General features: G+C 59.3%; 16 protein-coding genes. 11 read left to right on the forward strand and 5 right to left on the reverse strand.

Going from position 1 to position 14,190, the window contains the following annotated elements; genetic code table 11:
• Positions 1-41 precede the first annotated feature (41 nt).
• From AAGD24_RS17765 to AAGD24_RS17780, 4 genes are all read left to right on the forward strand, one after another.
• Positions 42-1,079 (forward strand): aminoglycoside phosphotransferase family protein, encoded by a 1,038-nt coding sequence (locus tag AAGD24_RS17765; protein WP_379865785.1) that lies wholly within the window; start codon positions 42-44, stop codon positions 1,077-1,079.
• Complete coding sequence (gene murU / locus AAGD24_RS17770; RefSeq protein WP_228210062.1) at positions 1,076-1,756, forward strand: N-acetylmuramate alpha-1-phosphate uridylyltransferase MurU; 681 nt, start codon at positions 1,076-1,078, stop codon at positions 1,754-1,756. The genes AAGD24_RS17765 and murU overlap by 4 nt, the downstream gene beginning before the upstream one ends.
• 3 nt (positions 1,757-1,759) lie before the next feature.
• Complete coding sequence (locus AAGD24_RS17775) at positions 1,760-2,515, forward strand: DnaJ domain-containing protein (RefSeq protein WP_228210061.1); 756 nt, start codon at positions 1,760-1,762, stop codon at positions 2,513-2,515.
• A gap of 138 nt (positions 2,516-2,653) precedes the next feature.
• Entirely contained in the window at positions 2,654-2,941 is a 288-nt protein-coding gene (locus AAGD24_RS17780) for a type VI secretion system PAAR protein (RefSeq protein ID WP_007155253.1), read from the forward strand.
• Between the two features lie 7 nt (positions 2,942-2,948).
• On the opposite strand, the gene AAGD24_RS17785 is transcribed toward AAGD24_RS17780, so the two are convergent.
• Positions 2,949-3,968, reverse strand: coding sequence for a DUF3530 family protein (locus AAGD24_RS17785; RefSeq protein WP_228210060.1), 1,020 nt, complete (start codon positions 3,966-3,968; stop codon positions 2,949-2,951).
• A 167-nt stretch (positions 3,969-4,135) separates the two neighbouring features.
• Here AAGD24_RS17785 and rpe point away from each other — a divergent pair, with 167 nt between their 5' ends.
• The 6 genes from rpe to trpC all read left to right on the forward strand — a co-directional run bounded on the left by rpe (position 4,136) and on the right by trpC (position 9,636).
• Positions 4,136-4,822, forward strand: a complete 687-nt coding sequence (rpe, locus tag AAGD24_RS17790; RefSeq protein WP_036210966.1) for a ribulose-phosphate 3-epimerase — start codon at positions 4,136-4,138, stop codon at positions 4,820-4,822.
• Positions 4,819-5,508, forward strand: coding sequence for a phosphoglycolate phosphatase (locus AAGD24_RS17795; RefSeq protein WP_036210963.1), 690 nt, complete (start codon positions 4,819-4,821; stop codon positions 5,506-5,508). Before rpe ends, AAGD24_RS17795 begins: the two co-directional genes overlap by 4 nt.
• A gap of 176 nt (positions 5,509-5,684) precedes the next feature.
• Positions 5,685-7,172 carry an anthranilate synthase component I gene (gene trpE / locus AAGD24_RS17800; protein WP_041332532.1) on the forward strand — a complete coding sequence of 496 codons (1,488 nt, stop codon included), beginning with the start codon at positions 5,685-5,687 and terminating at the stop codon, positions 7,170-7,172.
• Between the two features lie 16 nt (positions 7,173-7,188).
• Positions 7,189-7,770 (forward strand): aminodeoxychorismate/anthranilate synthase component II, encoded by a 582-nt coding sequence (locus AAGD24_RS17805; protein WP_036210957.1) that lies wholly within the window; start codon positions 7,189-7,191, stop codon positions 7,768-7,770.
• 11 nt (positions 7,771-7,781) lie between these two features.
• Positions 7,782-8,810 (forward strand): anthranilate phosphoribosyltransferase, encoded by a 1,029-nt coding sequence (gene trpD, locus AAGD24_RS17810; protein WP_379865789.1) that lies wholly within the window; start codon positions 7,782-7,784, stop codon positions 8,808-8,810.
• Positions 8,811-8,823: 13 nt separating this feature from the next.
• A complete protein-coding gene (gene trpC, locus AAGD24_RS17815; protein ID WP_379865790.1) occupies positions 8,824-9,636 on the forward strand; it encodes an indole-3-glycerol phosphate synthase TrpC in 813 nt (270 codons plus the stop codon).
• 51 nt (positions 9,637-9,687) lie between these two features.
• Here the strand turns inward: trpC and AAGD24_RS17820 are convergent, their stop codons facing one another.
• The 4 genes from AAGD24_RS17820 to AAGD24_RS17835 all read right to left on the reverse strand — a co-directional run bounded on the left by AAGD24_RS17820 (position 9,688) and on the right by AAGD24_RS17835 (position 12,852).
• Positions 9,688-10,296, reverse strand: coding sequence for a DUF4202 domain-containing protein (locus AAGD24_RS17820; RefSeq protein WP_379865792.1), 609 nt, complete (start codon positions 10,294-10,296; stop codon positions 9,688-9,690).
• Positions 10,297-10,300: 4 nt separating this feature from the next.
• Positions 10,301-10,918, reverse strand: a complete 618-nt coding sequence (locus AAGD24_RS17825) for a glutathione S-transferase family protein (protein WP_036210943.1) — start codon at positions 10,916-10,918, stop codon at positions 10,301-10,303.
• A gap of 96 nt (positions 10,919-11,014) precedes the next feature.
• A complete protein-coding gene (locus AAGD24_RS17830) occupies positions 11,015-11,749 on the reverse strand; it encodes an alpha/beta fold hydrolase (protein ID WP_379865793.1) in 735 nt (244 codons plus the stop codon).
• 2 nt (positions 11,750-11,751) lie between these two features.
• Entirely contained in the window at positions 11,752-12,852 is a 1,101-nt protein-coding gene (locus AAGD24_RS17835; RefSeq protein ID WP_085678757.1) for a M14 family zinc carboxypeptidase, read from the reverse strand.
• A gap of 297 nt (positions 12,853-13,149) precedes the next feature.
• Here AAGD24_RS17835 and AAGD24_RS17840 point away from each other — a divergent pair, with 297 nt between their 5' ends.
• Entirely contained in the window at positions 13,150-14,118 is a 969-nt protein-coding gene (locus tag AAGD24_RS17840) for an ABC transporter substrate-binding protein (RefSeq protein WP_041332523.1), read from the forward strand.
• Positions 14,119-14,190: the final 72 nt, after the last annotated feature.

Below are 14,190 nucleotides of genomic sequence, written 5' to 3' on the forward strand. Positions count from 1 at the left end.
AGGTCACCGATAACTTCTGAGCCAGGATAACAGCCAATTCCATGGATACCCGCCTGACAATGCTCACCCAGTGGGTCAGAGACCTTCCCGGTTTTGACCAGGCGACACCCGAGCCAGTATCCGGCGACGCGAGTTTCCGCCGCTACTTCCGCGTCAGCGGCAACCCACATGGCACCGGGGCCCAGCCGTATATTGTGATGGATGCGCCGCCCGAGCATGAGGACTGCCACCCCTTCGTGGCGATCGCCCATCACTGGCGCAGCCTTGATATCGCTGTGCCGGACATCGTCCACGAAGACCTGACCCGGGGCTTCCTGCTGCTGGAAGACTTCGGTGACGCCCTGATGTTCGGCGCCTTAAACCACACCAACGCCGACCAGCTTTATGGCGCTGCAATGGACGAGCTGGTCCGCATACAGCAGGCCGACGATGCTCCCGACTACCCACTTCCGGCTTACGACATCGCCTTGCTGGACCGGGAAATGGCTCTGTTTCCGGACTGGTTGCTGACACAACAATTGGGACTGACGCTCTCAAACGGAGAACGCGCGCTACTGGACACCACTTTCGCCTTCCTGCGGGAGAGCGCCCTGGCCCAGCCGAATGTGGCGGTGCACCGCGACTACCATTCCCGCAATCTGCTGGTCCGCGCAGGCACCACGAGGCCCGGCGTGATCGACTTTCAGGACGCCGTGCGCGGCCCGGTCACTTACGACCTGGTATCGCTGCTGAAAGATTGCTATATCCGCTGGCCGGAAGAACGCATCGACCAGTGGACAGACCATTTCCGCGTGCTCAGTGCCGAGGCCGGCCTCCACAAGGCTGACAGGGACACCTTCCGCCAGTGGCTGGAGCTCATGGGCATGCAGCGCCATCTGAAAGCCGCGGGCATCTTTGCCCGGCTGGCCATACGTGACGGCAAGACCGGTTTCCTGAAGGATGTTCCCCGCACCGTGGGCTATCTGGTGGAGGCCAGCAGCCGTCAGGCCGCCCTGCGCCACTTCCACGAATGGCTCACAGACACCGTGGTACCGCCCATTGAGCAGCAGATCGGCCCAGTGGAGACATTCGGCCAGTGAAAGCGATGATTCTCGCAGCCGGCAAAGGCGAGCGCATGCGGCCGCTGACCCTGACCACCCCGAAGCCGCTCCTGCCTGCCGGCGGCAAGCCGCTGATCGTGCACCATCTGGAACGGCTGAAAGCCGCTGGTTTCCGGGAGATCGTGATCAATCACGCCTGGCTGGGCTCGCAGATCGAGGCGGAGCTGGGTAATGGCAGTAACGGCGGGCTGGTCATTGAATACTCGCGGGAAAACGATCCCCTGGAGACTGCTGGCGGGATTATTCAGGCACTGCCCCTGTTGACCAGCAGCGACGACGATTGGTTCGTTGTGATCAACGGCGACATCTGGTGTGATTTTGATCTGTCCCATTTGACGCCACCCGAACATGCCGACGCATTACTGGTCATGACAGGCAACCCTGACCACAACCCGGCGGGCGACTTCTGCCTGCGGGCGGATGGCACGGTGATTGAGAGCGGCCCTGAAACACTGACGTTTACCGGCATCAGCCTGCTAAACCGTCGCCTGTTTTCGGGGCTGACACCGGGCGCCCGAAAACTGGCGCCCATCCTGCGGGATGCTATGACCCGGGGGCGGGTGCAAGGCATTCGCCACAGCGGACACTGGATGGATATCGGTACCCCGGAACGGCTACGGGAGCTGGACCGGATGCTTAAGGAAGGCGGGGGCTGAGCCATGACCTCTGAGACCAGAGACAATAACCTGCCCGCACGAATGGAAGCAGAGTTCAGTGAGCTCCTTGGAGAGTTGACCGCCTGCGGCCACCAGGCCACCGAATTGCTGGTCAGAACCCGACTGCCGCGCTGGTGTCGCCGGAGCCTGTTCTTTTTCCTGGGCTACATCGCCAAATCGGAAGGGCGGGTAACGGAGAAAGACATCGGTTTCGCCGAAACCCTGATGAAAGCACTGAAGCTCTCCGGCCGCCAGCGGCGCAAGGCCATTGGCCATTTCCGCAAGGGTAAGACTGCAGAGCGCATCCCTGCCCTGAAAGCTCTGGGCCTGCGCCTGACCCACAGAATCTGGCCCTCTCCCTCATTGCGTGTTGCCATCTGCCTTTGCCACGCAGCGCAGTTGCAGGGACCCCCGGAGAAGCCCCGCCGCTATCGTTGCGAGGACGCCATTGACCAGATGGGGCTGCCGATCAGGGTCAGCGATGACATTCTCGGCAGTTACGCCAGCAAGGTCTGGATCACCGAACCGGAGAGCCAGCCCCGACCCTCCACCTTCGAGCAGGCCTGCCAGGTTCTCGGCGTTACCCGCCGTGACAGCCGCGAGGTGATCAAACGGGCCTACCGAAAAAAAGTGTCGGAATGCCACCCGGACAAACTGGCACAGCAGAAGCTGAGCCCGGCGGAACTGACCAGGGCAAAGGACCGCCTTTTACGCTACCAGCAAGCCTGGGAACTGATCAGCCAGCGCCTGTCGGTTTGAATCCGGCGTTTTGAGTTCAGCGCCAAGCTTGCTAAACTCCGAGATCAGAACCACACCACAGAAGTGCAAAAGCACAAAAGTGCAAAAGAAAGGCCCACGGACCAGCGGCCTGCAGACCCACTGAAAAGGAGCATTCCCATGGGTAAAAAACTCGTCCTGCTCGGCGACATCGGAACCGATCACCAAGGCTTTCCCCCGACCCCAGTCATTACCGGCAGCGCTACTGTACTGATCGACGGCAAGCCCGTTGCGCGGCTGGGCGACCAGCTTGCCATGCACTCCAAGCCCAAGCATCCACCACATCCCCGCGCCATTGCAGCTGGCAGCCCGACGGTGATGATCGAAGGCAAACCTGCCGCCCTGACCGGCGATGCCGTCAGCTGTGGTGGCGTTGTCATCGGCTCATCCACCGCCGTGGGTGGCTGATTGTTTTCTAGCGTTCGGAGTCAAGCCAGGCTGAAATGCGGTTGGTAAGCGCTTGCGCCTCTCTGGGTTGTGGCTGTTCAGTCATTGCGACAGGTTGCCGGGAGTAACCTGCAATCCCCGCCCGCCTGAATGCGGCCTCCCGTTGCTTTGGTGACCTTTGAGCCATACCTCCAGCGCCCAATGAACTGCGGGCACTGTGGAGCTCCAGGACTTTGGGCGCACCAGACTCACCAAGCGACTCCGTCAGGGCTATCGAATCGCTCTGACTAAACGCTGGCGCAATCCAGACCAGCGCCGACACATCCTGCCCCCCGCTGGCAGTGGCCGCGCGGGTGACGTGACCAGCCGCCCGGCCGACTCCCACCATGGCCACCCGGCTGTAACCACGACCAACCAGGTTGCCAGCCGCCGCGACCAGGGTCTTCTGAATGCGTGTCTGGTATTGGTTTGCCAAGGCCTCGACATCGTCACTGGCCATCACATCGATCATCACCGACTCGCCAGGTTTATCGCCCGTTTCATCGGCGGCGTCCGTATCCGGCGCGCCCGCCTCTTCAGACGCCTCTAAGCCCCGTTGTCGACGCGCTTCCTGTACCTCGTATGGCGGTATCTCGAGCCCAACCACCATCACCGCCCAACCGGCACGTGCCATCGGCTGTCGCAGGGCAGCGGCCAATCCGGAAGCGGGTGATTGCCCCTCATCGGCCAGAATCACCACTGCGCCCTTCGCAGGCGTCTCGGCTTCCGGCTCAAACAGGGCCAGCACCGGTTCTTCTTCTGGTGGCTCCAGCCATACAGACGAGTCCGGCCAGGTCCGGGCGATTGCATCCGAATCGAGCCCCGTCGATATCAACGGCCTTTCAACAGCCGCCCCGGAGGGTTTTCCGGCTTCCTGCCCGGTCGGGTTCTGCGCGCCTTTCTGCGCCTCTTTCGGTGCCTGCGCCAACGCTGACGAGGCCCAGAAAGCAACAAGGCAGGCCAGGATGACCCGACATTGCACAACCGGTTTTTTAATCCATTTGCTCACAGGCTGTCACTCATTCCGTGCGAAAAATCACCATCAAACTGGTAGACTAGCAGCTTTGCGGCCCAGCAGCCTTTGCAGACTCTTGCAGCCTTTTGCAGGCTTTTACAGAGAAAACCGCTGTACGCGCCATCGTCGATATCACTATCAAACCGTTCAAGAGAGCCGTCATGAACCCTTTCCAGATTGCCCCGTCCATCCTGTCAGCCGATTTTGCCCGACTGGGCGAGGAAGTCGATAACGTACTGGCCGCCGGCGCCGACATTGTCCACTTCGATGTCATGGACAACCACTACGTACCCAACCTGACCATCGGCCCCATGGTCTGCGAAGCATTGCGTAAACACGGGGTTACCGCTCCAATCGACGTGCACCTGATGGTATCACCGGTAGACGACCTGATCCGGATGTTCATCGATGCCGGCGCCAGCTACATCACCTTCCACCCGGAAGCCTCCAATCACATTGACCGTTCCCTGCAGTTGATTCGTGAAGGCGGGTGCAAGGCGGGCCTGGTGTTCAATCCAGCCACGCCACTGCACTACATCGATCACGTGATGGATAAGCTGGACATGATCCTGCTGATGTCCGTAAACCCTGGTTTCGGCGGCCAGAAGTTTATTCCAGGCACTCTCGACAAACTGCGCGAAGCCCGCAAGCGCATCGATACCAGCGGTCGCAACATTCGCCTGGAAATCGACGGCGGCGTGAAAACCGACAACATCCGCGAGATCGCCGAAGCCGGCGCCGACACCTTTGTCGCTGGCTCCGCCATCTTCAACACTGACGACTACAAAGCCACCATCGACAAAATGCGGGCAGAGCTGGAACTGGCCAAGCAGAGTTCGAACCGATGAGCCTGGCGGGGTTGTTCAGCCAACGCTGGCCGGGAGTGGCCCTGTTCGACCTGGACGGCACCCTGGTTGACAGCGCCCCCGACCTGGCAGCGGCCATTGACGCTATGCTGGAACAGCTGGGTCGCCGCAAAGCCGGCGCTGACAATGTTCGCCAATGGGTGGGCAATGGCGCCAGCGTGCTGGTGCGGCGTGCCCTTGCCGGGCAAGCGGACTGGGAACCGGCAACCCCGAAGGACGACGCACTGTTCAATGACGCCCTGGCGATGTTCTACCATGCCTACGAAAACCTTAACGGCCAGCATGCCGTGCTCTACGACGGCGTGGAGGAATGTCTGACCCGTCTTGCCGACCACGGCTGCCGCATGGGCATCGTTACCAACAAGCCGGAACAGTTTGTGGCACCGTTGCTCGAGCAGATGGGCATTGAACACTGGTTCGATATCAGCATCGGTGGAGACACCCTGCCGGTGCGCAAACCAGACCCGCAACCGTTGATCCATGCCATGACCGAACTCGGCGGCACCCGGGGCACCACGGTGATGGTGGGCGATTCGGTCACCGACATCAGCGCGGCCCTGGCGGCGGGTATTCCTTCGGTGGCGGTTCGCTACGGCTACAATTATGGGGCGCCCGTGGATTCGCTCGGTGCAGATGCCGTTGTTGATTCCCTGGCCCAGCTTTTGTAATCTCACAGGATATTGATTTGAAACCTTCAATTCGGGAGATTCCTGCCGTGCAGGGACTGAGTCTGATAACAGCGCAGGGCATACTGACAACCCGCGCAACACGATGGTGGCGATGGCGCACCGGCTGAATGCCGCCCGAACGTCCTCCATACAGATCAGATTCAGGAACCGTTATCATGACACCCGAGCAATTCGCCGAGCTCGCCAAGGCCGGCTTTAATCGTATCCCCGTATACCGCGAAGTCCTTGCCGACCTGGACACGCCCCTGAGCACCTATTTCAAGCTGGCCAGCGGCCCCTATTCCTACCTGTTTGAATCTGTCCAGGGCGGTGAAAAGTGGGGCCGCTATTCCATTATTGGTCTGCCAAGCCGGGAAGTTCTAAAGGTCCATGATCACACCGTCACCATTACCCGCGACGACGAGGTGATCGAAGAAACCACGGTCGACGATCCATTGGCCTTCGTGGAAGACTATCAGGCCCGCTTCAACGCGCCGGACCTGGAGGAATTGCCCCGCTTCAATGGTGGCCTGGTTGGCTATTTCGGTTATGACACCGTGCGCTACATCGAGAAGCGCCTGCGCAACACCTGCCCGCCGGACAAGATCGGCACGCCCGACATCCTTTTGATGGTGTCCGACGACGTGGTGGTGTTCGACAATCTGCGCGGCAAACTGCACCTGATTGTCCATGCCGACCCAAATCAGGAGGGCGCTTACGAACAGGCACTGCAGCGAATTGACGACCTGGAGTCCCGCTTGCACCGGCAGACGGCCAACGCGCCCCGCACACCGGAACATCTGCGCGGTAAAACCGTGGATGAGAGCGACTTCATCTCCGGGTTCAACCAGGAAAAATTCGAAGCGGCCGTGGGCCACATCAAGGAATACGTGCTGGACGGCGACGTGATGCAGACGGTGATCTCGCAACGCATGTCGATTCCATTCGAGGCACCACCGCTGAACCTGTATCGCTCGCTGAGGGTGCTGAACCCGTCCCCCTACATGTATTTCCTGGATCTGGGAGACTTCCAGATCGTCGGCTCATCGCCGGAAATCCTGGCGCGGGTGGAAGATGATGAAGTCACCGTGCGCCCCATCGCCGGCACCCGAAAGCGTGGCGCCACCGATGCCGAAGACCGGGCCATGGAAGCGGAACTGCTGGCCGACCCCAAGGAGATCGCCGAGCATCTGATGCTGATCGATCTGGGCCGCAACGACGCTGGCCGGGTGTCTGAAACCGGCACGGTAAAGCTGACGGACAAGATGATTGTGGAGCGCTATTCCCATGTGATGCACATCGTCTCTAACGTCACCGGCCGCCTGAAGGACAACACCAGTTGCCTGGACGTGCTGCGCGCCACCCTACCTGCCGGCACCCTGAGCGGTGCCCCCAAAATTCGCGCCATGGAAATCATCGACGAACTGGAGCCGGTGAAGCGCGGTGTCTATGGCGGCGCCGTGGGTTACCTGTCGTTCAACGGCAACATGGATACCGCCATTGCCATCCGCACGGCGGTAATCAAAGACAACACCCTGCATATTCAGGCAGGGGCCGGCGTGGTGGCCGACTCGGTGCCCCGCCTTGAGTGGAAGGAAACCATGAACAAGGGCCGCGCGATTTTCCGCGCCGTCGCCATGACCTACAACGATTTCGACCACTGAGGCGGAGGATAAGATTATGTTGCTGATGATCGATAACTACGACTCCTTCACCTACAACGTGGTGCAGTACCTGGCCGAGTTGGGCGAAGATGTTCATGTCTACCGCAACGACGAGATCACCGTGGAGGGCATCGAAGCCCTGAAACCGGAGCGCCTCGTTGTCTCTCCCGGCCCCTGCACGCCCAACGAGGCAGGCATTTCCATGGCCACCATTCGCCACTTTGCCGGCAAGTTGCCGATTCTGGGCGTTTGCCTCGGCCACCAGGCCATCGGGCAGGTATACGGCGGGAAGGTTATTCGCGCCGGGCAGGTGATGCACGGCAAGGTATCTGCGGTCTACCATAAGGACCAGGGCATTTTCCGTGGCTTGAGCAACCCGCTGAAGGCGACCCGCTATCACAGCCTGGTGATCGACAAAGACACCCTTCCCGATTGCCTGGAAGTCACCGCCTGGACCCGTAATGACGATGGCTCGGTGGAAGAAATCATGGGCGTTCGGCACAAAACACTGCCCATCGAAGGTGTACAGTTCCATCCAGAGTCTATTATGACGGAACAGGGCCATGAGCTGCTGCGCAACTTTCTGAAGACACGATAAGAGGCCACCACATGGACATGAAAGAAGCACTGAACCGCATCGCCTCCAACCTGGACCTGTCCACGGAGGAGATGAAGGACGTTATGCGCATCGTCATGAAGGGTGAAGCCACCGATGCGCAGATTGGGGCCTTTCTCATGGGGCTGCGCATCAAGAGCGAAACCATCGACGAAATCACCGGCGCCACCGAAGTCATGCGGGAACTGGCCACCCGCGTGACGGTCAACGCCGACCCACTGGTGGATATCGTGGGCACCGGCGGTGACGGTGCCAACTTGTTCAACGTATCCACCGCGGCGTCTTTTGTGGTCGCCGCAGCCGGTGGCTTTGTGGCCAAGCATGGCAACCGTGCCGTGTCCTCCAAGAGCGGCAGCGCGGACCTGCTGGAAAAGCTGGGTATCAACCTGCAGATGGCGCCTGAGGAGGTTGCACGCTGCGTGGAGGAGATCGGCGTTGGCTTCATGTTCGCCCCGGTCCATCATGGCGCCATGAAACACGCCATTGGCCCTCGCAAGGAACTGGGTTGCCGTACCATATTCAATATCCTTGGCCCCATGACCAACCCGGCCAGCGTCAAGCGCCAGTTGATCGGTGTGTTCACGAAAGAGCTGTGTCGCCCCATGGCGGAGGTTCTGCACCGCCTGGGTGCCGAACACATTATGGTGGTGCACTCGAAGGATGGCCTGGACGAAATCAGCCTGGCCAGCGCCACCCATGTGGCGGAGCTGAAAAACGGCGAAGTCACTGAGTACGACATCACCCCGGAAGACCTGGGCATCAAGAGCCAGGCGCTGGTCGGTCTCACGGTGAATACCGCCGAGGACTCCCTGAAACTGATCCGTGCCGCGTTCGGTCGTGGTCATGATGAAATGGCTGAGAAAGCGCGGGATCTTATCGCCCTGAACGCCGGCGCAGCAATTTATGTGGCAGGCCTGGCGAAGACGACGGCGGAAGGCGTGGAGATGGCGCTGGACGCCATGGGCTCAGGCTTGGCAGCCGGCAAGATGTCCGAGCTTGCTGACTTTTCGCAGTGTTTCTAATACGAGCCTGACAATGACTGACAGACATCTGGACAAGACGCCTACCATCCTGCGAAAGATCGTTGATCGGAAGTGGGAGGAAATTGATGAGCGTACGCGCAGGGTTTCTATTGGCGATCGGAAGGCCATGGCTGGCGATCAACCGCCAGCGCGGGGCTTTGCGAGCGCCCTTCGCCGACGCATCGAACAGCAAACGCCTGCGGTCATTGCCGAGATCAAAAAAGCCTCCCCCAGCAAAGGCATTCTCCGCGATCCGTTTGTTCCCGAGGCCATCGCCGAAAGCTATGAAAAAGGCGGTGCCGCCTGCTTGTCAGTACTCACTGACAAGGATTTCTTCCAGGGCCATGAAGACTACCTCCAAGCCGCCCGCGCCGCCTGCAGCCTGCCGGTCATCCGCAAGGACTTCATGGTGGCGCCGTATCAGGTCTACGAGAGCCGGGCTATTGGCGCCGACTGCATCCTGCTGATCGCCGCCTGCCTGACCAGGGACCAGATGCAGGAACTGGAAGGCATCGCCCATGAAATTGGCCTGGACGTGCTGGTCGAGGTTCACGACGGCGAGGAAATGGACGATGCCCTCACCCTGAAAACACCGCTGGTGGGCATCAACAACCGCAACCTGCACACCTTTGAGGTCTCGCTGGATACCACCTTCGACCTGCATGAACGGATTTCGGCCGACCGCCTGACGATCACCGAAAGTGGCATCATGACCCGGGCCGATGTGGAGACCATGACCAACCGGGGTATCTACGGCTTCCTGGTGGGCGAGTCCTTCATGCGGGCCGAAGAACCTGGCAAGAAACTGCAGGAGCTGTTTTTTTAGGAGGGCTTACGCAAAGCTCGAACAAGTCAGCGGGCATGGGTTGAGCACGGACTAATCCTCAGCCAACGCCTCCTGCAGCAACGCCAGCAAATGCGCCGGCATCCCTTCGGCGAGTTTCAGCGCGGCTTCATGCCCACGCGGAGACATCTTGCCCCAGGTACGGCGGACAATGCGCAGCCATTTCTCCCGGTCGTAATCGGCTTTTTCCTCATAAAAATCCGCGAAATAGCGTTCCAGGAATACCATGCAGGCAACGTCTTCCAGCAGCTGTGTGTCTGCGTCCTTGCGCAACTCCCGCTTGGTCAGGATGGTTTCCACCTTCTGGCATTCTTCCTGTGGGTAGCCACATTCCTCCATGATTTCGGCGGCCCGGCGGCCATGCATGCGGCCACAGGCCTGGCGCCATTCGTAATAGGCCTTGCGACCTTCCGGGAAATCGCTACGGGGGATAGTCCAGCGCTCGATGTGCTGGGCGCGGCAGGCAATCTGCATGCGTTCGGAGGGCTGCGGCTCAAGCTCAAACAGCCAGCGTGTCATGTGCTGGCTGTAGGCGTATTCCTTGGGCAAGGGTATTCCGCCAACCTGCTCGATGTTGGGGTCTGCACGGTTGACGGTATCGATTCTTTCAAGAGCACAGGCCAGTAGGGTCTGTTGGGTCATCGGGTCATACCTGGGCGGAAGGACGTTGCTTGATGCGATCATACCAGGCCTGGAGGTTGGCCTGCTCCGGCTTGATGCGAATATCCACCACACGGGCGAAGGCCACGGTGGTAAAGGCATTGATATCCGCGGCCGTGAACCGGTCGCAACAGATGTATTCCCTGCCATCCAGATGCTTGTTCAGGAAGTGCATGAATTTTTCCACCGAGGTGCGGCACTCTTCACCCCATTCCTTGATCGGGTTCATGCGGTCCTTGAAATAGCCGCTGGTGTGCTGAAAACACATACCGGTGGGCAGGAAAAAGGAGAACTCGATCCACCGCAGCCACTGTTCCACCTGCGCTTTCTCCAACGCTGTGTCCCCGAGCAGGGTTGGCGCATCCGGATAGCTTTCTTCGAAATAGCGGCAAATCGCCATGGTTTCGGCGATGCAGGTGCCGTCGTCCAGTTCCATCACGGGTACTTTCTTCATCGGGTTCCTGGCCGCGTACTCCGGCGTCAGGTTCTCACCCTTCTGCAGATCGATCTCAACAAACTCAGCCTTGTCCAACAGTCCCTTTTCAGACATGAACATCCTTACCCGGCGTGGGTTGGGCGCTGTCTTGGTCTCAAAGATTTTCATTGTTATCGACTCCAATCCAAATAAGTATCTCGGGGTGAATCTGAGGAATTGTGTAGAAGACTGACGCGGAACACCGGTTGCGTCAAGCAACCGTAATCATTTGGGCAGCCAGTTTTTTATCTGTTGGATGGCCCATTCAGGGTCGTCCATTGGCAGGTCATGGCCGGCGGACGAATGGACTTTCAGCGTCCATTGCCAACGCTGCTCAAACACCTTGCTGCAGCTCCAATGGACAATACGGTCACCCTTGCTGGCAAGTACAAGTGCGTCCGGCAGAGGGCGTTGAGGCAGGGGTTTGTAGGCCATCGCTGCTTTCATCTGGGCATAGGCGTTGGCATAGCTGACTGGCCGCTGGCGCTGGATGCTGTACCAGTGTTTCATGACATCGAGGTCGACCGGTCGATTGCTCGTCAACCGCAGAATATCCACCTCACGATCGAACAGTTCCCGGCGCGTCAGGAGGCGAACGATAAGAGGCCAGGCCCCCGGACGCATCCGTCGCCAGGGCAGGCTGAATCCGGAACTCGTGTTGATCAGCACCAGGTTCTGAATTTCACCCTCGGTGACATGCTGAGCCCAGTCCAGGGCGACCATCCCGCCCATGGACAAAGCGATGAGATTGTATGGCGCTGGAATGTGACCAACACTGCGGCGAACCTTCTCCCGGATCTCCGCGATACGGTCAGGGCTGGGATCCTTGAAGTGCACGCCCGTGCCCGGAAGATCAACCAGATGGAACTGATGACCGGGAAAGGCTTCCTCAAGCCTGTGGGGAAAAGAGCCCCAGTGTGACTGCTCCCGGGTCAGTCCGCGCAACAGAATCCAGTGCATTGTCAGTGATGATCCCTGTACCAGTGGGCGATGGCGGCCTCCCTTAGCATGGACGCCTCATCCGAGTGCGGCAACCAGTTTTCGTGATGGGCGGCGGCGCTGACCAGGAAATCGATAAAGGTCAGGTGACTTCGCAGTACGCGCCGATGGCGATGGGGTACCAGCGGATTGAAAAAGCCGTCCAGTCGCAGCAACTGTCGTGGGCGCTTCTTGATCCATCGCCAGGAGCCCAGTTCCAGGGTAAGGGGAATAAAGGCGCCCTCACCGCTGCGGTTGATCTTCTTGTAGAAATAGTCCCACAGATCACCGTGGGTCAGGTAATGACGGGACTGGGGCTCGAAGCGATAGTTGTGTTCCGGCCAGGCCTGCTCCCAGATCAGCTTCAACGCCATCACCGATTCGATCCGTCGCATGGGGCGACGACGGTAGGCATAGGGGAACCAGATCTGGTCCTGCCAGCCGAAACCGGAATGACAGTCCAGCGCGACACTGAAAGGACGGCCTGGCAGGAGCTCCGAGATCACCGACTCAAGGGCCTGGTTCTCCGCTTCCATACCCTGCTCGGGATCACCAATGAACCACGGCAGGCGCGGAGAGAAGCGCTGCCCGCCCAACAGGAACGCGCTGCGGTCCTGGGCGGTGATCGGTGCGTTGCGCATCAGGTCGACCCCGTTGGGATTGCTGCGCTGATTCAGGTACATGCCGCCAGGGTTGAGGATGGGCAGCAGGGTAACCCGCACTTTTTTCAGCAGGGCCTGGAGATGCCCGTCCCAGGACATCCTTGCCAGCAGATTGCGCAACCAGGCCATGACGACTTCGCTGCCGATGCGTTCAAGACCGTGAACGCCACCCACCAGCATCACCACTGGCGCATCGGGTGCTTCGCTGCCGAGGTCAACCCGATAGATCGGCAGGTCAATGTGTTTCAGCGCAACCCGAGAGAGCGTCTTCACAGTAACCTGTCCCGGCGCTTCCGCCAGCACACGCTCAAGACGAATCATCTCCGGCAGAAAGGTTCTCAGCAGATGGCGTTGGCGGCTATCCCGACGGGCCTGTTCGGCAGGAATAGCAGAATGGGGGGTCAGTTTGCGCAACTCGGTCATGGGGCTCTCCCGTTTCAGACAACCCTTCAAACTACTGCTGAATTGCTTCAATTCGTTGACACTGGGGCTCAAAACACCGGAAAGCATGTGCATTTTCTGGCGACATTTTACATGAATGGCTTGTAACTCACGCTCAGGGCGTTACTCTAAAGATACGTAGTAACCGAGGTCACAACATTTGTCTTGCCCTCTGAAAACGCAGTATCAATACGGCGTCTTCACCTCTAGAGCGGTCTTCAGAACCGCTCCAGCGGATCTGTTTCCGCGTATTTTCAAAATCCATAAGGAGAACCAATCATGCGAAAGCTAACGCCAGTCGCGCTGCTTTGCGCGATGTCCGTGCCTGCACTTGCTCAGGCCGATTGCGGTGAAGTTTCCATCACCGAAATGGGCTGGGCATCCAACACAGTTGTCACCAGCGTCGCCAAATTCATCATGGAGCAGGGGTACGGCTGTGATGTCACCGTGGTTCCCTCCGACACCGTCCCCGCTGTTACCTCAGTCGCCGAAAATGGTGAACCGGACATCGTTACCGAACTGTGGCTCAACTCCGCAGGTGAGGCCTACCTGGAACTGGAAGAACAGGGCAAGATCGAGCGTCTGACCAAAGTATTGGAGCCCGGTGGCGTTGAAGGCTGGTGGATTCCAACCTACCTGGCCGAGAAGCACCCCGAATTGACCACCATCGAAGGTGTCATGGCTAATCCGGAACTGGTGGACAACCGCTTCAACAATTGCCCAAGTGGCTGGGGTTGTCGTGTGGTCAGTGACAACCTGGTTAGGGCGCTCGACCTGGAAAGCTCTGGCATTGAGGTGTTCAACCACGGTTCCGGTGAAACCCTGGCCTCGTCAATGGCTTCCGCCGTGCAGTCTGAAGAGCCCTGGTTTGGCTATTACTGGGGCCCCACTGTCCCGCTCGGCAAGTTCGACATGACCCGCGTCGAACTGGGTGATTACAAGCCGGAGGTTCATACCCGTAATCAGACCCAGGAAGCGGACAACCCTGGCGTGTCTGAATTTCCTGCCGCCACCGTACTGACATCCGTGACCACGGACTTCAAGGATCGTGAGCCGGAAGTCGCAGAAATGCTCAGCAAGCTGACATTCAAAACCGACACCATGAGTGCCCTGTTGGCGTGGATGGATTCCAACAACGCGTCGGCAGAAGAAGCGGCCGTGTATTTCCTGAGCAACAACAGCGACGAGTGGTCAAGCTGGCTGAACGATTCGGCCAAGAAACGCCTGGCTTCGGTGCTGGGAGAGTAATCTCTCCACCTACCCTGACAGGGCCGTCTCCCGGCCCTGTCAAACCGAACAGGCGAACTCACATTACCCATT

The organism is Marinobacter sp. M5B (genome assembly GCF_042604615.1).
Classification (GTDB): Bacteria; Pseudomonadota; Gammaproteobacteria; order Pseudomonadales; family Oleiphilaceae; genus Marinobacter; species Marinobacter salarius.

Bases quoted from the DNA above. Each gene is read 5' to 3' on its own strand.
- trpD (WP_379865789.1), top strand. From the start codon at position 7,782: ATGGACATGAAAGAAGCACTGAACCGCATCGCCTCCAACCTGGACCTG.
- AAGD24_RS17780 (WP_007155253.1), top strand. From the start codon at position 2,654: ATGGGTAAAAAACTCGTCCTGCTCGGCGACATCGGAACCGATCACCAA.
- AAGD24_RS17805 (WP_036210957.1), top strand. From the start codon at position 7,189: ATGTTGCTGATGATCGATAACTACGACTCCTTCACCTACAACGTGGTG.
- AAGD24_RS17820 (WP_379865792.1), bottom strand. From the start codon at position 10,296: ATGACCCAACAGACCCTACTGGCCTGTGCTCTTGAAAGAATCGATACC.
- rpe (WP_036210966.1), top strand. From the start codon at position 4,136: ATGAACCCTTTCCAGATTGCCCCGTCCATCCTGTCAGCCGATTTTGCC.
- trpC (WP_379865790.1), top strand. From the start codon at position 8,824: ATGACTGACAGACATCTGGACAAGACGCCTACCATCCTGCGAAAGATC.
- AAGD24_RS17795 (WP_036210963.1), top strand. From the start codon at position 4,819: ATGAGCCTGGCGGGGTTGTTCAGCCAACGCTGGCCGGGAGTGGCCCTG.
- AAGD24_RS17765 (WP_379865785.1), top strand. From the start codon at position 42: ATGGATACCCGCCTGACAATGCTCACCCAGTGGGTCAGAGACCTTCCC.
- AAGD24_RS17775 (WP_228210061.1), top strand. From the start codon at position 1,760: ATGACCTCTGAGACCAGAGACAATAACCTGCCCGCACGAATGGAAGCA.
- AAGD24_RS17840 (WP_041332523.1), top strand. From the start codon at position 13,150: ATGCGAAAGCTAACGCCAGTCGCGCTGCTTTGCGCGATGTCCGTGCCT.
- AAGD24_RS17830 (WP_379865793.1), bottom strand. From the start codon at position 11,749: ATGCACTGGATTCTGTTGCGCGGACTGACCCGGGAGCAGTCACACTGG.
- trpE (WP_041332532.1), top strand. From the start codon at position 5,685: ATGACACCCGAGCAATTCGCCGAGCTCGCCAAGGCCGGCTTTAATCGT.
- AAGD24_RS17835 (WP_085678757.1), bottom strand. From the start codon at position 12,852: ATGACCGAGTTGCGCAAACTGACCCCCCATTCTGCTATTCCTGCCGAA.
- AAGD24_RS17825 (WP_036210943.1), bottom strand. From the start codon at position 10,918: ATGAAAATCTTTGAGACCAAGACAGCGCCCAACCCACGCCGGGTAAGG.